At 66.4% G+C, this 24,483-nt stretch carries 24 protein-coding genes and 1 pseudogene; 21 read left to right on the top strand and 4 right to left on the bottom strand.

Annotation, left to right across the window (positions count from 1 at the left end):
• The first annotated feature begins 11 nt into the window (after positions 1–11).
• The 8 genes from rsfS to HYG77_RS04200 all read left to right on the top strand — a co-directional run bounded on the left by rsfS (position 12) and on the right by HYG77_RS04200 (position 6,564).
• Positions 12–437 (top strand): ribosome silencing factor, encoded by a 426-nt coding sequence (rsfS, locus tag HYG77_RS04235; RefSeq protein ID WP_109328947.1) that lies wholly within the window; start codon positions 12–14, stop codon positions 435–437.
• Positions 434–1,093: a histidine phosphatase family protein gene (locus HYG77_RS04230; protein ID WP_109328949.1), complete on the top strand. Its 660-nt coding sequence runs from the start codon at positions 434–436 to the stop codon at positions 1,091–1,093. The genes rsfS and HYG77_RS04230 overlap by 4 nt, the downstream gene beginning before the upstream one ends.
• Positions 1,080–1,877: a diglucosylglycerate octanoyltransferase gene (octT, locus tag HYG77_RS04225; RefSeq protein ID WP_230990152.1), complete on the top strand. Its 798-nt coding sequence runs from the start codon at positions 1,080–1,082 to the stop codon at positions 1,875–1,877. Before HYG77_RS04230 ends, octT begins: the two co-directional genes overlap by 14 nt.
• 4 nt (positions 1,878–1,881) lie before the next feature.
• Entirely contained in the window at positions 1,882–2,748 is an 867-nt protein-coding gene (locus HYG77_RS04220) for a DegV family protein (protein ID WP_109328951.1), read from the top strand.
• A 67-nt stretch (positions 2,749–2,815) separates the two neighbouring features.
• Entirely contained in the window at positions 2,816–3,688 is an 873-nt protein-coding gene (locus HYG77_RS04215) for a ComEA family DNA-binding protein (RefSeq protein WP_109328953.1), read from the top strand.
• Positions 3,685–5,256, top strand: a complete 1,572-nt coding sequence (locus HYG77_RS04210) for a ComEC/Rec2 family competence protein (protein ID WP_208961906.1) — start codon at positions 3,685–3,687, stop codon at positions 5,254–5,256. The genes HYG77_RS04215 and HYG77_RS04210 overlap by 4 nt, the downstream gene beginning before the upstream one ends.
• Before the next feature lie 55 nt (positions 5,257–5,311).
• On the top strand, positions 5,312–6,271 hold the full coding sequence (locus HYG77_RS04205; RefSeq protein ID WP_208961905.1) for a TIGR03557 family F420-dependent LLM class oxidoreductase: 960 nt from the start codon (positions 5,312–5,314) through the stop codon (positions 6,269–6,271).
• Between the two features lie 122 nt (positions 6,272–6,393).
• Positions 6,394–6,564 carry a hypothetical protein gene (locus HYG77_RS04200; RefSeq protein ID WP_204164911.1) on the top strand — a complete coding sequence of 57 codons (171 nt, stop codon included), beginning with the start codon at positions 6,394–6,396 and terminating at the stop codon, positions 6,562–6,564.
• Between the two features lie 18 nt (positions 6,565–6,582).
• On the opposite strand, the gene HYG77_RS04195 is transcribed toward HYG77_RS04200, so the two are convergent.
• Positions 6,583–7,311 carry a GAF and ANTAR domain-containing protein gene (locus HYG77_RS04195; protein WP_109328957.1) on the bottom strand — a complete coding sequence of 243 codons (729 nt, stop codon included), beginning with the start codon at positions 7,309–7,311 and terminating at the stop codon, positions 6,583–6,585.
• A 197-nt stretch (positions 7,312–7,508) separates the two neighbouring features.
• Here HYG77_RS04195 and HYG77_RS04190 point away from each other — a divergent pair, with 197 nt between their 5' ends.
• The 3 genes from HYG77_RS04190 (at position 7,509) to holA (ending at position 11,260) form a co-directional block, all read left to right on the top strand.
• On the top strand, positions 7,509–9,059 hold the full coding sequence (locus HYG77_RS04190) for a carboxylesterase/lipase family protein (RefSeq protein ID WP_208961904.1): 1,551 nt from the start codon (positions 7,509–7,511) through the stop codon (positions 9,057–9,059).
• A gap of 46 nt (positions 9,060–9,105) precedes the next feature.
• Positions 9,106–10,215: a glutamate--cysteine ligase gene (locus HYG77_RS04185; protein WP_109328960.1), complete on the top strand. Its 1,110-nt coding sequence runs from the start codon at positions 9,106–9,108 to the stop codon at positions 10,213–10,215.
• Between the two features lie 67 nt (positions 10,216–10,282).
• Complete coding sequence (gene holA, locus HYG77_RS04180) at positions 10,283–11,260, top strand: DNA polymerase III subunit delta (protein ID WP_109328962.1); 978 nt, start codon at positions 10,283–10,285, stop codon at positions 11,258–11,260.
• A gap of 69 nt (positions 11,261–11,329) precedes the next feature.
• Here the strand turns inward: holA and rpsT are convergent, their stop codons facing one another.
• Positions 11,330–11,590, bottom strand: a complete 261-nt coding sequence (gene rpsT, locus HYG77_RS04175; protein ID WP_109328964.1) for a 30S ribosomal protein S20 — start codon at positions 11,588–11,590, stop codon at positions 11,330–11,332.
• Between the two features lie 305 nt (positions 11,591–11,895).
• Between rpsT and HYG77_RS04170 the strand changes: the two genes are divergently transcribed.
• From HYG77_RS04170 to HYG77_RS04155, 4 genes are all read left to right on the top strand, one after another.
• Complete coding sequence (locus tag HYG77_RS04170; RefSeq protein ID WP_109335006.1) at positions 11,896–13,515, top strand: circularly permuted type 2 ATP-grasp protein; 1,620 nt, start codon at positions 11,896–11,898, stop codon at positions 13,513–13,515.
• Entirely contained in the window at positions 13,515–14,486 is a 972-nt protein-coding gene (locus HYG77_RS04165) for an alpha-E domain-containing protein (protein ID WP_109328966.1), read from the top strand. The genes HYG77_RS04170 and HYG77_RS04165 overlap by 1 nt, the downstream gene beginning before the upstream one ends.
• 8 nt (positions 14,487–14,494) lie before the next feature.
• A complete protein-coding gene (locus HYG77_RS04160; protein ID WP_109328968.1) occupies positions 14,495–15,325 on the top strand; it encodes a transglutaminase family protein in 831 nt (276 codons plus the stop codon).
• Positions 15,326–15,386: 61 nt separating this feature from the next.
• Complete coding sequence (locus tag HYG77_RS04155) at positions 15,387–16,160, top strand: aquaporin (protein WP_109328969.1); 774 nt, start codon at positions 15,387–15,389, stop codon at positions 16,158–16,160.
• Positions 16,161–16,250: 90 nt separating this feature from the next.
• On the opposite strand, the gene HYG77_RS04150 is transcribed toward HYG77_RS04155, so the two are convergent.
• A complete protein-coding gene (locus tag HYG77_RS04150) occupies positions 16,251–16,814 on the bottom strand; it encodes a type II toxin-antitoxin system PemK/MazF family toxin (protein ID WP_109328972.1) in 564 nt (187 codons plus the stop codon).
• Between the two features lie 65 nt (positions 16,815–16,879).
• Here HYG77_RS04150 and lepA point away from each other — a divergent pair, with 65 nt between their 5' ends.
• The 3 genes from lepA to HYG77_RS04135 all read left to right on the top strand — a co-directional run bounded on the left by lepA (position 16,880) and on the right by HYG77_RS04135 (position 20,826).
• Positions 16,880–18,772: a translation elongation factor 4 gene (lepA, locus tag HYG77_RS04145; RefSeq protein WP_109328974.1), complete on the top strand. Its 1,893-nt coding sequence runs from the start codon at positions 16,880–16,882 to the stop codon at positions 18,770–18,772.
• Between the two features lie 58 nt (positions 18,773–18,830).
• Positions 18,831–19,769 carry a nitronate monooxygenase gene (locus HYG77_RS04140; protein WP_208961903.1) on the top strand — a complete coding sequence of 313 codons (939 nt, stop codon included), beginning with the start codon at positions 18,831–18,833 and terminating at the stop codon, positions 19,767–19,769.
• Between the two features lie 73 nt (positions 19,770–19,842).
• Positions 19,843–20,826 carry an ABC transporter substrate-binding protein gene (locus tag HYG77_RS04135; protein ID WP_244373457.1) on the top strand — a complete coding sequence of 328 codons (984 nt, stop codon included), beginning with the start codon at positions 19,843–19,845 and terminating at the stop codon, positions 20,824–20,826.
• Here HYG77_RS04135 and HYG77_RS04130 read toward each other — a convergent pair.
• Positions 20,827–22,716, bottom strand: a pseudogene (locus HYG77_RS04130) (glycoside hydrolase family 15 protein); the annotation flags it as partial.
• A gap of 164 nt (positions 22,717–22,880) precedes the next feature.
• Between HYG77_RS04130 and HYG77_RS04125 the strand changes: the two are divergent.
• The 3 genes from HYG77_RS04125 to HYG77_RS04120 all read left to right on the top strand — a co-directional run bounded on the left by HYG77_RS04125 (position 22,881) and on the right by HYG77_RS04120 (position 24,479).
• Positions 22,881–23,072, top strand: a complete 192-nt coding sequence (locus HYG77_RS04125; protein WP_159921449.1) for a hypothetical protein — start codon at positions 22,881–22,883, stop codon at positions 23,070–23,072.
• Positions 23,073–23,197: 125 nt separating this feature from the next.
• The gene (locus tag HYG77_RS40915) at positions 23,198–23,287 is read left to right on the top strand and encodes an Ms4533A family Cys-rich leader peptide (protein WP_317746273.1); all 90 of its coding nucleotides are present in this window, start codon (positions 23,198–23,200) and stop codon (positions 23,285–23,287) included.
• Positions 23,288–23,447: 160 nt separating this feature from the next.
• Entirely contained in the window at positions 23,448–24,479 is a 1,032-nt protein-coding gene (locus HYG77_RS04120; RefSeq protein WP_109328979.1) for a sulfate ABC transporter substrate-binding protein, read from the top strand.
• The last annotated feature ends 4 nt before the right edge of the window (positions 24,480–24,483 follow it).

The following is a 24,483-nucleotide window of genomic DNA, read 5'->3' as shown; positions in this document are numbered from 1 at the left end:
GAGAACATCGAGTGAGCGCAACGACCGAAGCCATTGCGATGGCACGCATCGCGGCAGTGGCGGCCGACGAGAAGCTGGCCTCCGATGTGGTGGTGCTCGATGTTTCCGAGCAGCTGGTCATCACCGACTGCTTCGTCATCGCGTCGGCGCCCAACGAGCGCCAGGTGAACGCGATAGTCGAGAACATCGAGGAACGTCTGCGTGAGGCCGGTCACAAGCCGGTGCGCCGTGAAGGCACCCGGGAGGGTCGGTGGGCGCTGCTGGACTTCGTGGACGTCGTCATCCATGTGCAGCACAACGAGGAACGTAACTTCTACGCACTCGAGCGGCTCTGGAAGGACTGCCCCACCGTCCCGGTCGACGGGATCGGCCTGCACGCCCCCGCGACCAACGGTGCCGATCCCGGCTCCGCGAACAGTGAGGAATCCGAGCAGTGACGGACGCTCCGCGCGCCCCGCGACGGCTCATTCTGCTGAGGCACGGCCAAACCGAGTACAACGCCGGAAACCGCATGCAGGGTCAGCTCGACACCGACCTGTCCGAACTCGGCCGGAGGCAGGCCCGCGCCGCTGCCGCCGTCCTCGTCGGTCGCTCACCGATCTCTATCGTGTCCTCGGACCTGCGGCGTGCGTACGACACGGCGGTGGAGATCGGCGACAACGCCGGACTGCCGGTGCAGATCGACGAGCGCCTGCGGGAAACCCATCTCGGTGAATGGCAGGGGCTGACTCACCTCGACGTCGACGCGCGGGCACCGGGTGCTCGCGCGGCGTGGCGTAGTGACGCGACGTGGGCACCGCCCGGCGGAGAGAGCCGCGTCGATGTCGCGCGCCGCAGCACGCCGGTGGTGGCCGAGCTGCTCGAGAAGTACGAGGATTGGGCCGAACAGCCCGTCGTCCTGGTCGCCCACGGCGGATTGATTGCTGCACTCACCGCGGCGCTTCTCGATCTTCCTGTCAGTCATTGGCCGGTGCTCGGTGGTCTCGGTAACACCAGCTGGGTTCAGCTCAGTGCGCACGGAAACTCCGACTCGCCGAGCTGGCGCCTGGACGTCTGGAACGCATCCGCGAGCGTGGCAAGTGACGTCCTCTGACTTGGAGGCCGGTTCCGGAGAGCGGCCGGTCCTTCTCGTGCTCGCCGATTCACTGTCCTACTACGGGCCCAAGGGCGGCTTGCCGTCCAACCATCCCGATATCTGGCCCAACATCGTTGCGCGCGAGTTGGAGTGGGACGTAGAGCTCGTTGCGCGGATCGGTTGGACCAGCCGTGACGTCTGGTGGGCGCTGACCCAGGACCCCCGCGTGTGGTCGGCCGTCCCCCGGGCGGGTGCTGTGGTGTTTGCGGTCGGGGGAATGGATTCGCTCCCGTCCCCGCTGCCCACCGCGCTGCGGGAGCAGCTCCGCTACATTCGCCCGCCCGCGCTGCGGCGGGTCGTGCGTACTGCCTACCAATGGTTGCAGCCGCGGCTGTCTCCGCTCGGATGGCCGGTCGCCTTGCCCCCGAAGTTGAGCGTCGAGTACCTCGAAAGCTCCCGGGCGGCGCTCGAATACATGCGACCGGAACTGCCCGTCGTCGGCACTCTCCCGTCCGTCCACCGCAGTGAGGCCTACGGCAAGGTGCACTCCGGCCGGCCGGGTGCTGTCGCGGCCATCACGGCGTGGGCGCAGGACAAGAACGTTCCGCTCGTCGACCTCGCGGAGGCCGTGCGAGCCGACATCTTCGGTGGCCGAGGAAATCCGGACGGAATCCACTGGGGCTGGGACGGTCACGCCGAGGTAGCGGCGGCCATGCTGACCGCTCTTCGTGCCACCGGAGCGGCACCCCCGCTGGGTGCAGACGTCACTGCCGCGGACGCGGTGTCGAGCAGGGCCGAGTAGTCCCATGCCCGTTGTCGTTGTCACCGATTCCTCGGCCTCGCTCGTCCCCGAGGTCGTCGAGGAGCAAGCAATCCAGGTCGTGCCCCTTCATGTTCTCAGCGGCGACGAGGACTTTCGCGAGGGAATCGACGTCATTCCGGAGGACCTCGCCGGCGTCACCACCGCGGGTGCCTCGCCTGGCGAGCTGTCCGAGGCCTACGCGGCGGCGTGGGAAGCGAGCGAGGGCGCCGGCGTGGTCGCCGTGCACATTTCCCGCCAGTTGTCGGGAACCTGGGAGGCCGGACGACAGGCGGCGCAGGAGTTCGACGGTCGCGTGCGCATCGTCGATTCCCAGTCGGCCGGAATGGGTTTGGGATACCCGGTACTGGAAGCAGCACGGCTGGCGAAGAGTGGTGCCGACCTCGAGACGGTGTACCGGCGGGCTGTCGACGTAGCGGGTCGCAGCCGTTGCCTGATTGTCGTGGACCGGCTCGATCAGTTGCGCCGCGGGGGGAGGATCGGCGCGGCGGCCGCGTTGCTCGGCACCGCGCTGGCGATGAAACCGGTGCTGCATCTCGTCGATGGACGACTCGTCCTGAAGGAGAAAACCCGGACCTCCACCAAGGCGATGGCGAAGATGATCGATTCCGCCGTCGAGCTGGCAGGGGTGGACAGAACCTCGGTGGCTGTGCATCACATGCATGCACCCGACCGAGCCGAGTCGGTGGCGCAGCGGCTGAAAGAACGGATTCCGCAGGTCAGCGACCTCGTCGTCACTGATTTCAGTTCGGTGATCGGGGTCCACGTGGGGGCAGGCGCTATCGGCGTCGTTCTCTGCCCAGAGCCCGCCGAGGGTTATGCAGACGCCGATTCATCCACAACCTCGAGCTGATCCACAGGCCAATTTTTCTCGCCCACAACCTCGCTGATCGGCCGCCGCGACGTTCTACCTTCTCTGCATGGGCAACAGGGAAGAGCGTTCGCGAGGACGGAGCCGTCTTGCGTTCATCACGTCGGGGGAGGACGCGCATCTTCCTCCGGGTGCGGTAGCCCCGTCCGGCCCCTCCACACCGGGATGGTTGGCGCACGCCGAGGACGCCGAACCCGAAGACGCGCCGTCGTGGTCTGCGCAAGGGCGATGGTCCCGCGCCCTTCCCGAACGCTGGCGGGATGCGCGCGTCGACCCCGGCCGCGCAGGCGCAGCCGTCCTCGTCATAGTGGGGCTGATTCTGGCGACAGTCGCCGTGATCAGTGTTCGCAGCGGTCAGCCGGAGGCGCAGGCCGTGCCCTCCCTTCCCCTTGCGCACGTCCGTTCGGAGGCCACCCCCGCCGCGGAGCCAGCCGAGGCGGCTCGGCCGCAGCTTCCGCCGCCGGTGGACGAAATAGTGGTGAGCGTGGTCGGTTTGGTGAGCACGCCCGGGCTCGTGCGGCTGCCGCCTGGCTCACGGGTTGCCGACGCACTCGCCGCCGCGGGAGGAGTGCGCACCGGCGGCGACACCCTCGCTCTCAATCTGGCGCAACGACTTTCCGATGGTGATCAGATCGTGGTCGGGGTGGCCGCGCCCGTCGCGGCGCCCAGTGCGGTGGGCGGCGTCTCCACTCCGGGCGCCGCACCGGCGGACGGGAAGGCAACGACGGGCGGGCTCGTCGATCTGAACACGGCCACGGTGACCGAGCTCGATGCCTTGCCTGGCGTCGGCCCGGTGACCGCGGCAGCCATCATTGCGTGGCGCACCACCAATGGGAAGTTCACGGACGTCGCCCAACTCGGTGAGGTGGACGGGATCGGGCCGGTGCGCCTCGAGAAGCTACGGTCCCAGGTCACCGTGTGAGGTCCGAGCGGGAGTCGCACCGGCTCGACGTCCGCCTCGTTCCCTTCGCTGCGGCCTGCTGGGCAACGACCGGAAGCGGGATCCTGTGGGGTTCACGAACCGCGTGGTGGGTGGTGGGAGGCGCGTTTCTCCTTGCTGTTGCGCTGGTCGCGGCGAGTATCCGGTCGGGCGACTCCCGGTGGACGGCGCATCGGACGACGGCACTGGCGCTTCTGCTGTTCGGATGCGCGTGCAGCACGGCCGTCGCCGTGCGGGTACAGGCCGCCGAGACGCACCCGATGGTGAACCTGGCGTCGAACGGGGCGTGGGTGACGTTGGTGGTCGAAATCGCCGACGACCCACAGAAACTCGCGAGTTTCGGCCGACGGGTCCGCGTCGACGCGCACCTGCGCGAGATACGCAAACCCACCGAGACTGTTCACGCGAGTGGGTCGATAATCGTTCTCGCCCCGTCCGGTGGGTGGTCCGGTCTGCTGCCGGGACAGCAGGTGGTCCTGCGAGGGCAGGTGAGCCCACCGATGCACCGCGACCTGACTCTGGCCACGGTCCGGGTGTCCGGTCCGCCCTCGAAAGTGGGTCCGGCACCTCCTCACCAGCGATGGGCGGGCACCCTGCGCGCCCGGTTCACGGCCGCGGCCGCCGTTCTACCGCCCGACGAGGCCGGACTGCTGCCGGGGCTGGTGGTGGGGGACACGTCGTCGCTGTCGGCCGAAGTGAAGGACGATTTCACGACGACCGGACTGACACACCTGACCGCGGTGTCCGGCGCGAACGTCAGCATCCTCCTGGGGGCGGTATTGCTCCTGGTCCGGGCGCTCGGACTCGGCCCGCGGGCCGGCGCAGTTCTGGCCGCCGGCGCGCTGGTCGCTTTCGTCGTGGTGGCGAGGCCGTCGCCCAGCGTGCTGCGCGCCGCGGCGATGGGCTCTGTTGCGTTGCTCGCTCTCGTGAGCGGTCGGCGAAAGCAGGCGGTACCGGCTCTCGCCGCGGGTGTCATCCTGTTGCTGATGTGCTTTCCGGCGCTGGCCGTGGATTTCGGTTTTCTCCTGTCCGTCACGGCCACCGCGGCGTTGATCGTCGTCGCGCCGGTCTGGGTCGACCTTCTCGTCGGGCGGCGATGGCCGCGCGCGGCAGCGGAAATGGTGGCCGTCGCAGTGGCTGCATTCGCGGTGACCGCGCCCATCGTCGCCGCAATGACGGGGACCGTCAGCGCGGTGTCGGTGGGGGCCAATCTCCTGGTCGCGCCTGTCATCGGAATCGTCACGGTGCTCGGCGCCGTCACCGCCCTCGTATCAGCGATCTCGGTGCCGGTCGCGGAAGTGACGGTACGCCTGACTCAGTGGCCACTCTGGTGGCTCGTCACCGTGGCCGACCAGGGGTCGCGGATCCCCGGGGCGTCGATACCGGTCCCGCCGGGGCCGGTAGGCGCACTGTCCGTCCTCGCCTGCACAGTCTTGATCGGGGTGGCGCTGCGCGTCCGACGATTCCGGCTGCTGCTGTTCGGGGCCGCGGTCGGTCTCGCGCTGCTCTGGGCACCGGTGTGGCCGTCCTCTCTCGCCGGCGCTGTGTGAGTACGCCGCCGTGCGGGCAACCTGCTCGGAACTCGACGACACAGGAGGATTCCTCATGCAGGTCGGTTTCAAGCTCATGGCCGAAACATTCGATCCACGGGAAATCGTGCGCCAAGCGGTGGAGGCCGAGCGTGCGGGTTTCGACTTCGTCGAGGTGAGTGATCATTACCATCCTTGGCTCTACAGCCACGGACACTCGGGATTCGTGTGGTCGATGCTCGCCGCGGCCGCCGCCCGAACCAGCAACATCGGCTTGGCAACGGGTGTCACCTGCCCGTTCGTCCGCTACCACCCCGCAATCATCGCGCAGGCCGCCGCCACCACGGCAGTGCTGAGCGAAGGGCGCTTCACACTCGGTCTGGGCTCGGGAGAGCGTCTCAACGAACATGTGGTGGGCGGGGGGTGGCCGTCGGTGCGGGTGCGGCACGAGATGCTGCGCGAATCGCTCGACATCATTCGCCTGCTGTGGTCGGGTGGCTACCACTCCTACGAGGGCAAGCACCTGACGTTGGACGACGCCCGCGTGTACGACCTGCCCGAGGTGCCGCCCACGATTGCCGTCGCGGCGGGGGGCGCGGAAGCCGCGCGGCTCGCCGCGGAACTGGGGGACGGCTTGTTCGCCACCGAACCCGACGCCGAACTGGTGCGGGCGTACTCCGACGCCGGCGGATCGGGGCCCAAGTACGGTGAAGTGCCGCTCGCGTGGGCGCCGGACGTGGAGTCGGCCGTGAACTCGGCGCACGACAAGTTCCGTTTCGGTATGACGGGATGGAAGGTGCAGGCGGAGCTGCCGAACCCGATCAACTTCGAGGCGGCCACGGCGACAGTACGTCCGGAGGACGTCCGGGAGGGGATGGCGTGTGGTCCTGACGTGCAGCGTCATCTGGAGGTGGCGGGTAAGTTCGTCGACGCCGGGTTCGATCGTCTGGCGCTGATCAACGCGGGTCCCGACGTCGATGGATTCTTCGAATTCTTCTCGAACGAACTGAGCGAACCGTTACGGGCACTTCGGTAGGCCGCACCGATTGCGGATTCGATGCGCGATGTGTGTATGCCGCGCGGCAACTACGACTACCATCCGGTGACAAATACTGCGGCGAATGGTCCTGAAGTGCATCCGCATTGGAGGTGAGAGGTATGTCGGAAGCTGAGCAGGCAGATCTCGATGTGGACGATGTCCTCGACGCGGGTCAGGTTCGCCGGGCGCAGCGCGTCGTCGCCGCATCATCGCTGGACGCCGACGATTGCCGGTTGCTGCTGTCCATGCTGGGCATTGCCGGGAACCCGGAGGCCGCCGAGCTGGAGTGAAGTCGGGGGCTGTGCGGGTCAGCTCAGGGTCTTGTGGTGGTGAACGATGATTTCCTCAGCCAGCGCCGAGATCTTGATGTTCATTTCCTGAGATGTTGCCTGCAGGATCGCTAGCGCCTGGTCTTCGGTGATGTTGTGAAACGCCATCATCAAGCCCAATGCCTTCCCAATCTCCCGGTTGCTGGTCAACCCCGCCCGTAACGTCTCCGCTTCGAGGTGCTCATGCGCCGCGGTGAGGGCTACAGCGGCGAACGATGCGAGCATGATCCCTTGTTCGACGGATGCTGCCGTCAACGCGCCGGGCGTATCGGCGAAGAGGTTGAGAGCGCCGACCTTGCGACGCCGGACGACGAGGCGGAACCCGGCTGCACCGCGAACCGGGGTCTCGGCGAGCACCCGGCGCACCAACCGTGGCCACTCGTGTGCGGCGGCGAGGTCCGGTACCAATTGCGGTGTCTCCTCGACGATGGCATCGACACAGGGACCTTCGTTTTCGCTCCGCTCCAATTCGTCCACCCGGGCGGCGACGGTGTCATTGGCAGCGGCGGTGACAAATCGCCCCTTCTCGTGAAGCATCAGGCTGGCGTGGGAACAGCCGTCGACGAGAATGGGGGCGACGTCGCAGACTGCTTGCTGGACATCGCGAAAGTCCGCGCCGGCGTATACCAGTTCGGCCAGTCCGGTCAACGATGCCGACGCTTTGTCGACAGGCTGTGAGCGAGTCGCTTCCTGCTCGTCGTCCCGCATCGGGTCCTCCACATCCGGGCACACCCAGTGTTGACGCCCAGTCTGCCAGATGGTGGTCGGGCCGGGCCCTGGCTGAGACAATTCCCGGACCCTGGCTGAGACAATTCCCGGACCCCGGCTGAGACAATTCCCGGACCCCGGGGTGGAGAATTCCTGGAACCGACTCGTGAATCCTTGTCGGCAGCGAAGATGGCGGCATGGTGCCGTCCACCGATAGTCCACTCGTGACCATCGCTCAGGGAACCGCGCGAGGCGTGCGCCTCGCTCGCGCACTGGTGTGGAAGGGGATACCCTATGCGGCTCCGCCGATCGGCGACCGGCGCTTCCGTGCCCCCGGGGCCGCCGAGGCGTGGGAGGGCGTGCGCGACTGCTCGGCGTTCGGGCCGATAGCACCGCAGAACGAGCACGGGCCGCTGCCCATCGACCCCGGCCTCACGGTCGACGAGGATTGCCTGTCACTGAACGTCTGGGCCCCCGAACGTCCGCAGAATCGGCCACGCCCCGTCATGGTGTGGATTCATGGTGGCGCCTACTACCTCGGGTCCTCGGCGCAGCGGATGTTCGATGCCTGCCATCTGGTGGAGCGCGGCGACGTCGTGGTGGTCACGCTCAATTATCGACTGGGTGCTCTCGGTTTCCTGGACTTCTCGTCGTTCTCGACGGCAGAGCAGCCTTTCGATACGAACCTCGGTCTCCGCGATCAGATCGAGGCGCTGACGTGGGTGCGAGCGAACATCGCCGCGTTCGGTGGTGACCCGGCCGATGTGACTCTGTTCGGCGAGTCCGCGGGGGGCGGCGCGGTGACCACGCTGATGACGTCGCCTGCCGCGGAGGGACTCTTCCACCGGGCGATCGCCGAAAGTTCACCCGCGACCTCGGTCTACGGCAGCGAGCGTGCGGCGTCCATCGCCGAGTCGTTCCTCGAACTGATAGGCCTGGCCCCCGCCGAGGTGGGACGTCTCCGCGATCTTCCCGTCGACGTGTTGACGGCGGCCTGCGTGGAACTCGTGCAGCAGGTGCCCGCACGCGTCCCCGGCACGCTGGCGGTTGCGCCCACCGTGGACGGTGACGTGGTACCGCACTACCCGGTCGCCGCGTTCCGTCACGGCCTCGCGCACAAGGTGCCGCTGCTGATCGGGACCAACAAGGACGAGGCATCGATGTTCCGGCTGATGAAGTCTCCGCTCATGCCCATCACCCCGGACGCCGTCCACCAGATGTTCGTGGCGATCGCGGCCGACCACCCCGACCTGCCGGTGGACGAGGAGCAGCAGGTGGAGGCGGCATACCCCGATTACCCGAAGAAGCGGTCCGCAATGGAGATCTCGCGGGACGCCGCTTTCCGGATGCCCACTTTGTGGATCGCCGAGGCACACAGTCGCGTCGCACCCACATGGTTGTATCGGTTCGATTACGCCACGCCATTCCTCCGGGCGGCGCGAATCGGTGCCACCCACGGGACGGAAGTGCCCTATGTGTTCGGGAACTTCGGTGTCGTCCCCCGAGACCCCACCTTCAAGCTCGGTGGCCGCCGGACCGCCGCTCACGTATCCGATCGGATTCAGCGGCGGTGGCTGTCCTTCGCGTCGGCGGGCAACCCGGACGGCGGGGAAACCGAAACGCCCTGGCCACGGTACGACGAGACGGACCGCGCCACGCTGTTGATCCGCAATGCGGATGCGGTGGTGGCGGACCCCGATCGGGATCTTCGCCGTGCGTGGGGTGAAGAGGTGATCGGCTTCACCTGAGCGGGTGCTCCGGTTTCGTATCGACCGTTCGGGGGATACCTCTCGGATGGGCGCTGCAGCAAGGGAATCGGTTCGAAACCTCACCGTCGGCGTCGAGGAGGAGTTTTTTCTGGTCGACTCCTCGGGGCATCTCTCCGACGCGGGACCAGATGTGGTGGCGGAAGCCGGTGAGGAAATCCAGGGACTGCAGCGGGAACTGTCCCGGCCCCAGATCGAAACGGCGACCGGTGTGTGCTCCACCGGTGAAGAGGTGCACGAGCAATTGCGCACTCTGCGCAGCAGTCTGGTGAAGGTTGCCGCGGAGCGCGATCTCCTGCTCCTGCCCAGTGGCACCCCGCTGATGGTCGAGGAAGGTCCCGCTGCGATCACGCCGACACCGCGCTACCAGAAGATGGCTCGTCGTTTCGGGCCGATCGTCGATTCGGTCACTACGTGTGGCTGCCATGTTCACGTGGGGATACCGAACCGTCAGATCGGTGTACAGGTGAGCAACTACATCCGAGGATGGCTGCCCGTCGTGCTGGCGCTGGCCGCGAACTCGCCCTTCCACTGCGGGCAGGACACCGGCTACCACAGCTGGCGTCACATCCTGTGGTCGCGCTGGCCGTCCGCAGGCCCGCCGCCGCGTTTCGATTCCGCCGAGGAGTACGAGGACACCGTGACCGCGATGATCGCCAGCGGCGCTGCTCTCGACCGCGGCATGATCTATTGGCACGTTCGGCTGTCCGACGCACAGCCGACCATCGAGATTCGGATCGCGGACGTTGCCATGACCGCCGCGCACACTTCCGTGTACGCCATTGCGGTGAAGGGGCTGGTCGCGAGGGCGATGCGGTACATCGACGACGGGGTGTCCGTCGACTCACCGCGGATCGAACTCTTACGTGCGGAGCAGTGGCGGGCAGCCCGAGAAGGGCTCGACGGGGAATGCACGAGTCCGGTTTCGACCCGGCCACTGGCGATCCGGCGGCAACTCGAGTTGATGCACGACACGGTGTGTGACGTCCTCGGCGCGGAGGATCGGGGCTTCCTCGAAGCCGGACTCGATTCGATGCTCCGTGACGGAACGGGCGCAGAGCAGCAACGCGCCGTGTTCGAACGGCGCGGTTCACTGGCCGACGTGCTGGCATTCCTGACGCGAGAGGTGATCAGTTGAGGGCGCGTCCGTCCGGTAGGCGCCGGGGGTCGCCGTTCGTGTCCGCCGCCCGTGGCACGATTGTCGCGTGAGCACCCCAACCCAGCTCGAACAACTTCACCTGGTCCTCGGTGACGAGGAATTCCTCGTCGAACGCGCCGTGTCGACCGTGATCGCCCAGGTCCGGGCCACTGCGGCCGTCGCGCCGGGTGCTGAACTGCCCGTCAACCGGCTGCGGGCCGGTGATGCCGGTGCTGCAGAACTGGCCGAGCTGCTGAGTCCGTCCCTGTTCGCGGAAGACCGGGTGGTGGTGCTCGAGTCCGCCGCGGAGGCGGGCAAGGATGCGGTCGCGCTCATTCTCGACGCCGCAGCAGACCCGCCGCCCGGTGTCGTACTCGTGGTTCTGCACTCCGGCGGTGGGCGTGCGAAGGCGATGACCGGCTCACTCGAGAAACTCGGCGCGGTCACTCACCCGTGCGCCAAGTTGAAGTCCGGTGACATCATCGGCTTCATCCGCGGCGAGTTCCGCACGCTCGGCGTCCGGGTGTCACCGGAAGTGGTGCAGACCGTGTTCGAGGGAGTGGGCTCGAATCTGCGGGAACTTGCGGCCGCCTGCTCACAGCTCACCGCTGACACCGGCGGAAAGATCGACGTGGCTGCCGTTCAGCGGTACTACTCGGGCAAGGCTGAGGTGACCGGGTTCGATGTCGCGGACAAGGCTGTGGCCGGGGACACGGCGGGTGCCAGGGAAGCGCTGCGATGGGCCATGCTTCGCGGGGTACCACACGTGCTGCTCGCCGACGCGCTCGCCGACGCGGTGCACTCGATTGCGCGCGTGGCGCCCGCAGGCAGGGGGGATCCGTTTCGGATGGCGTCCGAGCTGGGCATGCCGCCCTGGAAGATCAAGAAGGTGCAGGCCATCGCAAAAGGGTGGACTCCCGCGTCCGTCGGTGAAGCGCTGCGTATCGTCGCCGCTCTCAACGCAGACGTGAAAGGTGCCGCCGCGGACGCGGACTATGCCGTCGAGCGCGCGGTCGGACGCGTGTCGCTGTTACGGCAGCTCTGATCGGCGCACGACAACAGCCGCTCGATCCGAGGACCGAGCGGCTGTTGGAGAGCTACGACGAAGGTGTCGTCAGATCTTGTTGAGAGCCTGCGCGAGAGCAGACTTCTTGTTGGCAGCCTGGTTGGCGTGAATGACGCCCTTGCTGGCCGCCTTGTCGAGCTTGCGGCTGGTGGCGACGAGGAGCTCGTTGGCCTTGTCCTTGTCACCGGCCGCCGCAGCCTCGCGGAACGAGCGGATGGCCGTGCGCAGCGAGGACTTCACCGACTGGTTACGGAGTCGGGCCGCCTCGTTGGTACGGATCCGCTTCACCTGGGACTTGATGTTGGCCACGCGTAAAATCCTGTCGTCTTAAGCTGGATACGGTCTAGAAAGCTGTGGGCGCACACTTATGCACCGACAGGCGAGATTACCAGTGATCGGGGTCCGATCTCAAACCGGACCCCGGACGCGCCGGGGACAGGGCGGCTGCGCTGCTGAACGGGTGTGCATGTAGCAGCATGTCTGGGATGACGCCCCCAGCATCGAAGTCGTCAACAGTATCGAAGTCGCAGGGAACCTCGAAGGTGCCGGCTCCCACCTCGGGCGACAGCAGACAGAAGGGCGTGAAAGCGTCAGCAGTTCAGTCGCGAGCCTCTGTGACGACCCGATCACGCAAGCCGGCGCGGCCCGCGCACGTGTTCGACGGCTATGTCGACGTGGGAGGGTACGGGCTGGCGTTCGACGAGATGTTCGACCGTGACGGCAGTGTCCGGCCGCCCTACAAGGGTGTCTTCAAGGCCCTCGAGCCAGCCGACAGCGCCGATCTCGCCGCCCGCTCCGAGGCGCTGGGCAGGGCCTTCATCGACCAGGGCGTGACATTCTCCCTCTCAGGTCAGGAACGGCCGTTTCCGCTCGATCTCGTCCCCCGGGTGATCGCCGCCGCGGAGTGGACGCGTCTCGAGAAAGGGATCAAGCAGCGCGTGAAAGCGCTGGAGATGTTCCTCCACGACGTCTACGGGGAGCAGCGCATCCTCCGCGATCACGTCCTCCCGAAACGATTGGTCACCTCGTGTGAGCACTTCCACCGGGAGGCGTCGGGCATCGTTCCACCCAACGGTGTGCGCATTCACGTGGCCGGTATCGACCTCGTTCGTGACGAGAACGGGGTGTTCCGCGTACTCGAGGACAACCTGCGCTCGCCGTCGGGAGTGTCCTATGTGATGGAGAATCGCCGCACCATGGCGCGCGTCTTCCCCGACCTCTTCATGTCCCACCGCGTGCGTTCGGTCGGCGACTACTCCACGCATCTACTGCGCGCGCTGCGGGCGTCTGCCGCGCTCAACGAGGCCGATCCCACCGTGGTGGTGCTCACTCCCGGTGTCGCGAACTCTGCCTATTTCGAGCATTCACTGCTCGCGCGCCAGATGGGGGTGGAACTCGTCGAGGGCCGCGACCTCTTCTGCCGCGACAACATGGTCTACATGCGCACCACCGAGGGTGAGCGCCAGGTGGACGTGATCTACCGCCGCATCGACGACGACTACCTCGACCCGATGCATTTCCGGCCGGATTCGGTATTGGGCGTGGCCGGTGTTCTCAACGCCGCGCGGGCCGGCAACGTCGTCATCTCGAGTGCCGTCGGAAACGGTGTCGCCGACGACAAGCTGGTCTACACCTATGTGCCGCAGATCATCGACTACTACCTCGGTGAGAAACCGCTGCTCGCGAACGTCGACACGTTCCGGTGCTGGCTCGACGACGAGTGCGAGCAGGTGCTCGACCGCGTGGACGAACTGGTCATCAAACCGGTGGAAGGTTCGGGTGGATACGGCATCGTCTTCGGTCCCGACGCCTCACCCAAGGAACTGAACACGATCACCCGGAAAATCAGGGCAGACCCGCGCGGATGGATCGCCCAGCCGCTGGTCCAGTTGTCCACGGTGCCGACCAAGATCGGTGACGAGCTCGTGCCCCGGCACGTCGACCTTCGCCCGTTCGCGGTGAACGACGGCGAGGACGTGTGGGTGCTGCCGGGGGGACTGACCCGGGTTGCCCTGCCCGAGGGTTCTCTCGTGGTCAATTCCAGTCAGGGCGGTGGCAGCAAGGACACCTGGGTGCTCGCCAGCCGAACCTCGGATGAGGAACAGGAACTCGCGGGCGAGGAACTCGTCACCGAACCTGCGCAGACCGCAGAAGCCGAACAGGGTCCCGAACTCAGTACGTCGCAACAGCAACAGCAACAGCAACAGCAACAGAAGTGTGGAGGTGAGGGCTGATGCTGGCGAGAAACGCGGAATCGCTGTACTGGATCGGCCGGTACGTCGAGCGTGCCGACGACATGGCGCGGATTCTCGACGTCGCGGTGCATCAACTGCTCGACGATGCGTCGGTGGATCCGGACCGAACGTCCCGGCTGCTCCTGCGGGTTCTCGGGATCCCTGCTCCGAGTACGGAACTCGACGTGCGCTCGGTCACCGAACTCGTCGCCTTCAGTCGTAATCAGGTCGGCTCGATCATCGACTCGCTCGCCAGCGCGCGCGAGAACGCCCGAGGCGCCCGCGAGGTCACGTCGAGTGAGATGTGGGAGTGCCTCAACGCCACGTACAACGGTCTGGCGGAACGCGAACGCGCAGCCAAACGGCTTGGGCCGCACGAGTTCTTCCGCTACGTCGAGGAGCGCGCGGCGATGTTCGCCGGTCTCGCCGACTCCACGATGAGTCGTGACGACGGCTACCGCTTCCTGCTGCTCGGCCGCTCGATCGAACGTGTCGACATGCTGGCGCGAATGCTGCTGTCCCGCGCGGGCGACCGACCGTCGTCTCCGGCGTGGGTGACGGTTCTACGTTCGGCGGGCGCTCACGACACGTACCTGCGCACCTACCGCGGCGCGCTCGACGCCAACCGCGTCGTCGAGTTCATCCTCCTCGACCGCTTGTTCCCGCGGTCGGTGTTCCATGCCATCCGGCAGGCGGAACAATGTCTCGCGGAACTCGACCATCAACCCGACAGCCGGGTGGGACCGCGCGCCGAGGCGCAGCGTCTGCTGGGACGGGCGCGGAGCGAACTCGAGTTCCTGCCCCCCGGCGTTCTCCTCGAGGACCTCCAGGACCGGTTGGTGGGCTTGCAGGACACCTGCCGTGAGCTCGGAGAAGCGATCGCACTGCAGTATTTTCACGCCGCGCCGTGGGTGGCGTGGACCGATGCACGAGCCGTCGGCGCAGAAGCCGTCGTGGAAGGAGAGTTGTGAGCTGGCGAATGAGGGTGGTGCACACCACCGGTTATGCCTACGACGCGCCGGTGACGTCTTCATACAACGAGGCGCGGCTCACGCCCCGCGGCGACAGCAGGCAGACGGTGATTCTCAACCGAGTGGAGACCACCCCGGCCACCCGTTCGTATCGCTACACCGACTACTGGGGTACCGCGGTCACCGCCTTCGATCTGCATGCGCCGCATCGGGAACTCGAGGTCACAGGGCTGTCGGTCGTGGAGACGGAACCGTTCTCGGCTCCCGAGGAGTCGGTGGATTGGGACGAACTGGCGGGGCCGGCGGTGACGGACCGGTTCAACGAGCAGCTCAGCAACACCGAGTACGCGCCCCGCCACCGGAAGCTCGACGCGATCGCTCGCGACCTCCGCAAGGGGTGCACGCCCGAGGAAGCCGTTGTGGCCGCAGCGGACTGGGTGCACGCGGAAATGGCGTACGTTCCCGGGACCACGGGCGTGCACACGTCGGCAGTCGAGGCCTGGGCCGAACGGGAAGGCGTATGCCAGGATTACGCCCACCTGACGCTCGTCCTGTTGCGGAGCATGGGGATTCCCAGCCGGTACGTGTCGGGATATCTGCACCCGAAAGCGGATGCGGCACTGGACGACACGATCGCGGGGGAGAGCCACGCCTGGGTGGAGGCATGGACCGGCGCGTGGTGGGGATACGACCCCACCAACGCTGTGGCCGTCAACGAGCAGCACGTGTCGGTGGGTGTCGGGCGTGACTACGCCGACGTCCCGCCGCTCAAGGGAATCTTCTCGGGAGGGCAGGCAACAGACCTCGAAGTCGTCGTGGAGATCACACGCCTGGCGTAAAGTCCGGCGCAGAACTGTGGAAAGCAAGGACTAACGATCCATTCCGACGAAGGTGGGTTCAATGTCTCCAACCGCACAGGAATACGTAGAGGTCGAGCCGATCTCGGACATCAAGAAGTACTCGGCGGAGGCAATCGGCACTTTCGTGCTGGTTTTCTCGGCAGTGGGCACGGCGGTGTTCGCCGGAGCCAAGGTCGGCAATCTCGGTGTCGCCCTGGCTTTCGGACTGACGCTCCTCTTCCTCGTCTACGCCATCGGTCCCATTTCCGGGTGTCACGTCAATCCGGCCGTCACCATCGGACATCTGGCCCTCGGCCGAGTGTCGGTGGTCCGGGCCGGTCTGTACATCGTGGCCCAGGTGATCGGCGGCCTCCTCGCAGGACTCGTCATCTACGCAATTGCGCAGAGTCTGCCGTCGTACGACCGCAAGGCCGACGGGCTCGGGGCCAACGGCTGGGGTGAGCACAGCCCCTCGGCGATCAAAGGCCCGCTGGGCGGCATTCTGGAGAACGGATACGGCATCGGTGCTGCGATGATCGTCGAGGTCCTCCTCACCGCTTTGCTCGTGTTCGTCGTCCTGGCCTCGACCGACCAGATCTCGGATGTACCGCTGGCGGGTGTGTCCATCGGCTTCACCCTCGCGGTGATCCACCTGGTGTCCATTCCGATCGACAACACGTCGGTGAACCCCGCCCGCAGTCTCGCTGTGGCCCCGTATCAGGTCGGCGCGCTGTCGCAGGTGTGGTTGTTCCTTGTTTTCCCGTTGATCGGCGGTGCGGTGGGCGCCCTGGCCTACCGCTCGCTGTTCGGCAGGTACGACCGCCTGCAGAGCTGACGAAAGCCGGCTCCCTTTGACGAACGCCGGGCACGGCTCACCCGGACGAGCGGGCGATGGCCGCCATCGCCGAGATGGTCGCGGTGGATCTCACTGCCAGCTGAAATCGGCTCTCAGCCGCCTTGCCACGAGCTCGAACGTCGTCCGCTCCATGACGGCGCCCTCGCGCCGGATCCCTTCCTCGGGCACGTCGAGCACCCGGTCGAGGCGGACCCAGCTCGGGCGACGCTCGGAGTCCCAGGAACCCGAGCCGACCGCCACCCAGTCGCGGTCACCGTCGTGCTTGCTCTGCGAGGACAACATGAGGCCCAGGAGCGTCGCGCCGTCCCGCCCGACGACCAGTACCGGCCGATCCTTGCCCTGTGCAGGATCTTCCTCGTACGCCACCCAGGTCCACACGATCTCGCCCGGGTCCGCGCGCCCGTCCAGATCGGGGGAGTACTGCACCTTGCGGGCACGGTGGGCAGTCGGCGCGGAGTTCGCGGTAACCGGGCGGCCAGGGCTCGGCTTCGGCGCGGTGGTCGCCGAACCGGTCAGCACACCGGCTGCGCGGTCGAGTGCGCCGGACTTCTGCAGCTGCTGCAGCAACTGGGGGCCCTTGTCTCGCGCCAGTTTGGCCAGTGTCTTCCCGATGCTGCTCCACGTGCTCGCCATGGCCGTCGAGCTTAGTGCGTGTATGCCGCAGCAGCCGGAGTCCGGTGGCTTGGATATCCTGACAGGTGACAGTGGCCCGGAACCGGGCCGGTGCCGGTCCAGGTAAGGGGTCCCCCATCAGCAGCTTCGCCGACAAGACGTTCACGGATCCCGCACAGATCCGGAATTTCTGCATCATCGCGCACATCGATCACGGCAAGTCGACGCTGGCCGACCGCATGCTTCAGCTCACCGGCGTGGTCGAAGAACGGCAGATGCGGGCCCAGTACCTCGACCGCATGGACATCGAGCGCGAACGCGGCATCACGATCAAGGCGCAGAACGTCCGGTTGCCGTGGAAGGTAGGTGACGAGGAATTCGTCATGCACCTCATCGACACGCCCGGGCACGTCGACTTCACGTACGAGGTCTCGCGCGCCCTCGAGGCGTGCGAGGGCGCGGTGCTGCTGGTCGACGCCGCTCAGGGCATCGAGGCGCAGACACTGGCCAACCTGTATCTGGCGATGGAGAAGGACCTCACCATCATCCCGGTGCTCAACAAGATCGATCTGCCTGCCGCCGATCCCGACCGCTACGCCGAGGAAATCGCGCACATCACCGGCTGCGAGCCGGGCGACGTGCTGCGCGTGTCCGGCAAGACCGGTGTGGGCGTCAAGGAACTTCTCGACGAGGTCGTGAAGCAGATCCCGGCGCCGGTCGGCGACGCCGACGGACCGGCGCGCGCGATGATCTTCGACTCCGTGTACGACGCCTACCGCGGTGTCGTCACCTACGTCCGCGTGGTCGACGGGCGGATCTCCCCACGCGAGAAGATCACCATGATGTCGACCGGCACCACCCATGACCTCATCGAGGTCGGCATCATCTCGCCGGAGCCGAAGGCCAGCATCGGACTGGGTGTCGGCGAGGTGGGCTACCTCATCACCGGTGTGAAGGACGTGCGGCAGTCGCGCGTCGGCGACACCGTCACCGCAGCCCGTGGCGGCGCCACGGAACCGCTCGTCGGCTACCGCGACCCCAAGCCGATGGTCTATTCGGGTCTGTATCCCCTCGACGGCTCCGACTACCCGGTGCTGCGCGATGCCCTGGACAAGCTGCGCCTCAACGACGCCGCACTCGCTTACGAACCGGAGACGTCGGTGGCGCTCGGATTCGGTTTCCGGTGCGGGTTCCTCGGACTGCTGCACATGGAGATCACCCGCGACCGCCTCGAGCGCGAGTTCGGCCTCGAACTCATCTCCACGTCACCCAACGTGGTGTACCGCGTGGTGATGGAGGACGGCGCCGAGCACGTCGTCACCAACCCGTCCTACTGGCCGGAGGGCAAGATCCGCGAGGTGTACGAGCCGATGGTGAAGTGCACCGTCATCGCGCCCAGCGAATTCATCGGGGCGATCATGGAGCTGTGCCAGAACCGGCGCGGTGAACTCGGCGGCATGGATTATCTGTCGGAGACCCGAGTCGAGCTGCGCTACGAAATGCCCATGGGCGAGATCATGTTCGACTTCTTCGACGCGCTGAAGTCCCGCACCAAGGGGTATGCGAGCCTCGACTACGAAGAGTCCGGTGAACAGCAAGCGGATCTGGTGAAGGTCGACATTCTGCTCCAGGGCGAGGCCGTCGACGCGTTCTCGTCGATCGTGCACCGCTCTGCCGCCGGCGCCTACGGCGGCAGGATGACGTCCAAGCTGCGCGAGCTCATTCCGCGCCAGCAGTTCGAGGTGCCCATCCAGGCGGCCATCGGCGCGAAGATCATCTCCCGTGAGAACATCCGCGCGATCCGCAAGGACGTGCTTGCCAAGTGCTACGGCGGCGACATCAGCCGTAAGCGCAAGCTGCTCGAAAAGCAGAAGGAGGGCAAGAAGCGCATGAAGACCATTGGCCGAGTGGAAGTTCCCCAGGAGGCTTTCGTCGCCGCGTTGTCCTCCGAAGCGGTCGGCGACAAGCCGAAGAAGTAACGCAGCCCCGCCTGGAGGCGTTCCCTCCGGGGTGTCCGAACGAAAGTAGGTACGCGGCGTGGCAATCGAAACCTGGCTGACCCGGACTCTCGGGATCGAGGTGCCGATCTTCGGAGCCCCGATGGGCGGGCGGGCAGGCGGCACTCTCGTCGGTGAGGTGTCGAAGGCGGGCGGGCTCGGCCTACTCGGGGCAGCCCGCTATGCCACCCCGGAGTGGATCGCAGACGAGGTGGCGATCGCGCGCGGTATCGGCGGGGACGCCTTCGGGATCGGCCTGATGACCTGGGCGCTCGACGACGATGACGCGTTGCTCGACGCCGCTCTGGCTCAGAACCCGCGGGTGGTCTCGCTCTCGTTCGGGAACCCCGCACCGTATGTGGATCGGGTCCACGACATCGGTGCGCTCGTGGTGTCGCAGGTCAACACCGTCGAGGACCTTCGCGTGGTGGAAGCTGCCGGCGTGGACGTCGTCATCGCCCAGGGCGGTGAAGCCGGTGGTCACACCGGCCGAATCGGGACGCTGCCCCTGCTGCAGGAGATCCTCGAGGCCACGTCGTTGCCCGTGCTCGCCGCAGGAGGAATCGCGACCGGCCGCGGCCTTGCCGCGGTGATCGCCGCCGGCGCCGAGGGCGCGATGATCGGGACCGTCCTGCTCGCGAGCCCGGAGACCGTCGGCCCGGAGTATGCGCGGAGTAAACTGATCGCCGCGGGCAGCGCCGACACCGTCTACACCTCGGTGTTCGACCAGGCCCGCAGCCAGCCGTGGCCTTCGCGGTGGGGTGGCCGGGCGCTGCGCAACGACTTCACCGGCAAGTGGCACGACGCCGGCGCCGCAGAGAGCGAACTCGCCACGGCGTACGACCCCGCGAATCCCGACCTCGGGGTCGTGTACGCGGGCGAAGCGGCCGGGTTGGTCACTTCCGAGCAGCCAGCGGGAGAGGTGGTCCGCCGGATCGCCGCCGACGCGGAGCGACTGCTGACGCGTTTCGCGAAGTGACGGCAATGAAGGTGTAGCGCCGAGTTCTCCGATATGCCAAGGTTAGCCTTGGCTTATCGGAGAGGGGTGCGCTGTGCGTGGAGGTTTGGTCATCGCGGTCGTGTTGTCGGTGATGTTCGCCGGTGCCGGCTGCAGCGTCGACGCTCGTTCCGACGAGGTAGCCGAGCGGCAGATCACGGTCGAACATCGCTTCGGCACGACGACCGTGGAGGGCGCACCGACCCGGATCGTCGCGACGAGCAGCCAATGGCTCGACGCGTTGCTGGAATTCGGCGTCCAGCCGGTGGGATATCTTTCAGCTGGTCCGATGGGGGACGAGCGGGGACTGTATCCCTGGGAATCCGACGTTGCCGAGTCGGCGGTCGAACTGGACCGCGCGTCGGTGACCCAGTCGGGTGCGCCGTTGCCTGCCGAAGAAATCGCCGCCATGAATCCCGACCTGATCCTCGGTTCGTTCGCCATCACGGATCAAGACGACTTCGATCGAATCTCCGGCATCGCACCCACCGTTGCGGCGATCGGCAATGAACAGGTCGACCCGTGGGAATTACAAGTCGAGACGCTCGGTCGACTGCTCGGTAAGGAGGGGCAGGCAGCCGAGATCGTCGCGAAGACCGACGGATTCGTGAACGGCCTGACCGAGCGCCTGCCCGGCCTCGCGGGCAAGACGGCTGTCCTCTCCCAATTCATGTTCGCCACCGATCAATTGGTGGTGGTGGCCGATCCTGACGACGGCGCGAGTACCGTCTTTCGCCGGCTGGGGCTGACATTGCCGCCGGATCTCGTCGAGGAGGCGGGTGCCACGGGCGGTCGGCTGATGCTGAGCCCGGAAAGGGTCGACGCCCTGGACGCCGATCTCGTCGTCATGTTGCCCAACGGCGGCACGCGCGAGGACCTGATGGCACTGCCAGGATTCGCCGAGCTCCCGTCGGTGCGTGGCGGTGGGCTCGCGGCCCAGGACTACGCAACCGTGGTGGGATTCAACACGCCGTCGAGCCGCTCGCTGGTGTATTCCCTGAACCGGATCATGCCCCAGCTCGAGGCAGTGGCCACCTGATCAGACGGTCTGATGCGCAGGTTGGAAGCCGCCCGCGGCGGCCTCTTCGGCGCGGATGACGTGAACCACTGCGTTGATCAACGCCAGGTGGGTGAACGCCTGCGGGAAGTTGCCCAGATGTCGTCCCGACGCCGGGTCGATTTCCTCCGCGTACAACTTCAGTGGACTCGCGAAGCCCAGCAGCCGGTTGCACAAATCCTTGGCGCGGTCGAGCTCACCGATCTCGACGAGCGCCGAGACCAGCCAGAAGGAACAGATCGTGAACGTGCCCTCCTTGCCCTCGAGTCCGTCGTCGGTGGTCTCCACCTGATAGCGCAGGACCAGGCCGCCCTCGGTCAGCTCGTCGGCGATGGCGAGGACCGTGGCGCGGATACGCGGATCGTCCGCTGGAAGGAACCGCAGTAGCGGGGCAAGGAGCAGTGAGGCGTCGAGGTCGTCGCTGCCGTAGCGCTGAGTGAAGACACCGCGACGATCCACCCCGTGCTCGAGGATGTCCTCCTTGATCTCGTCGGCCAGGTCCGACCACTGCTGGGCATAACTCGCCTCACCCTGCTGCTCGGCGAGTTTCGCGCCGCGGTCGAGAGCGACCCAGCACATGATCTTCGACGAGGTGAAGTGCTGTGGTTCGCCGCGCACCTCCCAGATGCCGCGGTCCGGGTGCCGCCAATGCTTGACTGCTTCCTCGACCTGACGTTTGAGCATCGGCCACAACGTTTCGAAAACTCGCTCCCGCGACTTCACGTGCAGATAGACCGAGTCGAGGATCGTTCCCCAGATGTCGTGCTGGTTCTGGTTGTATGCACCGTTGCCGATGCGCACCGGCTTCGCCCCGCCGTACCCGGACAGGTGGTGCAGTTCGGCCTCTTCGAGGGTCTGCTCGCCCCCGACGCCGTACATGACCTGGAGCGGATGATGGTGGCCGTCCTCGGAGGCAGAAACGTCATAGATGAACGAGAAGAAGTCGTTGGCCTCACGGTCGAGCCCGAGACTGTACAGACCCCACAACGCGAAGGTCGAATCGCGAACCCATGCGTAGCGATAGTCCCAGTTGCGCTCGCCGCCAGGTGTTTCCGGCAAGGAGGTGGTGGACGCGGCCAGAAGGGCACCCGTGGGCGCGTACGTCAAACCCTTCAGTGCGAGCGCGCTCCGCTGCAGGTAACCGCGCCACTTGTGGTCGGGGAAACGGCCGATGGTGATCCATTCGCGCCAGCACTTCGCGGTGTGCCACATCTTCTGGGCGGCCTCGTCGAACGTCTGGGGTGCGGGCAGGTGCGACCAGGACAGCGCAACGAACACGTTGTCCCCCTCGACCATGCGGGTTCGGGCCCTGGCCTCGCGGCCCTCGAGGCCGATCTTCAGGTTGGTGGTGAGCCGCAGCACCGGGTGATCACCCGGGCCGCTCGCGTTGCAGGTGGCCGTGGCCTCCTCGTACACCTTCCCCGTGTACTCCCAGTGCGCTGTGCCACGGTGATAGTCGAAGGCAGGTTCGCAGCTCATCTCGAATTCGACTGTTCCGTTGACGCACTTGACCGTTCGCAGCAGAACATGCTCGGCGTCCCAGTCGGTGGGTGTGCGCCGATGCGAACGGGAGCGTTGCTCGGTGTTGTGCCACGGGCCGAGGACCAGCGCGTCACGGACGATCAGCCACCCCGTCTCGGTTTGCCAGGTGGTCTCGACGATGAGCCCGCCCGGCAAGTAGCGGCGGGCTGCCGGCACGTTCTGCCCGTACGGACCGATGCGGAAGTGGCCGGCGCTGCGGTCGAGGATCGCGCCGAAGACGCTGGGGGAGTCGGGACGTGGGATGCACATCCATTCGACGGCCCCGTTACGGGCGATCAGGCACGTGGTTTCACAGTCCGAGAGGAACGCGTAGTCGTCGATCGGTGGAAACGTGTCGTGCCGATGGTGCCCGCCGGATGCGGTCTTACCAGGGGTCGTCGGCCCGAACGGAAGCTTCTGGTTCTCGGTGGACACCATCTGGACATCATCGACCGCCTGCGTCGCGCCGTCCACCTGTGCGGCCTCCCGGCATCGGCGGGCGATAGGGTGGTGCGGTGGAATTGATGGCGGGTTGGTGGGACGGCTTCGAGCTGTGGATCGCCGGCCTTCCCTTCGTTCCTCAAGTCGCTCTCGTGCTGCTGGTCATGGTGCCGGTGTGCCGCGGCGTCGCGTGGCTGCTCGATCGAGCACTGGCCGCAGTCTTCGTCCTGCTCAGGCGGGATGTTCCCACAGTGGAGGAACCCTGATGCCGCGCTCCCGCGTCACACTCGCCTTGCTCGCGCTCCTCGTTCTCGTTGTCGTCGCCTGGCTGCTCACCCGATAGCTCGGTTCGATTCGAGAGGCTGGTTCAGCCTCTGCTACAGTCCACGGCGTGTCTGAAGCCGCTGTACACCAGGTCCGCCATGAATTGGCGTTGATCGCTGTCGGCATGCTTGCAGTCGCCGACATCGACTGTTGTTGATTCTCACCTCGCACCCAGCAGTCGGCGTTTCCCGCATCGAGCAGTTCCGCCGCCGATGCCGCATCGCTCTTTCCGTTGCGTTCCTGCGGGTGCCGACGGGCGCGTCCCCTCTTTCGTTTCCTACTACTCCTCTGTCAATATTTCCCAGGAAGGTTTCTCCATGAAACGCCGTTCTCGTAGCCTTCTCACGGCCCTCGTGACACTCGGAGCTGTGGCGCTGACCGCGTGCAGCGGCGGCGCGAGCGACACCGTCGGCAGCGACGCGGTGGGTGCAGACGGCAGTGCCGGCACCATCAACCTCTTCGCGTACGCGGTGCCCAAGCCCGGCTACGACAAGCTGATGCCCGCGTTCAACGCCACCGAAGAAGGCAAGAACGTCGCGTTCCAGCCGTCGTATGGCGCGTCCGGTGACCAGTCTCGCAAGGTCAAGGACGGTGCCGAGGCCGATTTCGTCAATTTCTCGGTCGAGCCCGACGTCACTCGTCTCGTCGACGCGGGACTGGTCGACAAGACGTGGAATCAGGATGCTTACAACGGAATCCCCTTCGGTTCGGTGGTCACGATCGTCGTGCGTGAGGGCAACCCGAAGAACATCCGAGACTGGGACGACCTCCTGCGCCCCGACGTCGAGGTGGTCACGCCCAACCCGTTCAGCTCCGGATCGGCGAAATGGAATCTGCTCGCACCGTATGCCGCGAAGAGCAACGGCGGCCAGGATCCGAACGCCGGTCTCGCCTACATCACCTCGCTGGTCAACGACCACGTGAGGATTCAGCCGAAGTCGGGCCGCGAGGCGTCGGAGGCGTTCCTGCAAGGCACCGGTGACGTGCTGCTCAGCTACGAGAACGAGGCGCTGTTCATGGAGAGCAACGGTGATCCGGTCGAGCATGTGACCCCGCCGACCACCTTCAAGATCGAAAATCCGGTCGCCGTGCTGTCCAACAGCAAGCACCTCGACAAGGCCAACGCGTTCAAGGACTTCCTCTACACCCCCGAGGGGCAGAAGCTGTGGGCGGAGGCCGGGTTCCGTCCGGTCGACCCGGCCGTGGCGACGGAGTTCGCCGACAAGTTCCCCCAGCCGGCGAAGTTGTGGACCATCGCCGACCTCGGCGGCTGGTCGAAGGTCGACCCCGAGTTGTTCGCCAAGGACACCGGGTCGATCGCCGTGATCTACGACAACGCAACCAGGTAACACC

This window comes from Rhodococcus sp. ZPP (assembly GCF_017656075.1).
In the GTDB taxonomy this organism is placed as follows: Bacteria; Actinomycetota; Actinomycetes; order Mycobacteriales; family Mycobacteriaceae; genus Rhodococcus_F; species Rhodococcus_F oxybenzonivorans.
This window is presented reverse-complemented; position numbering and strand designations above follow the sequence as displayed.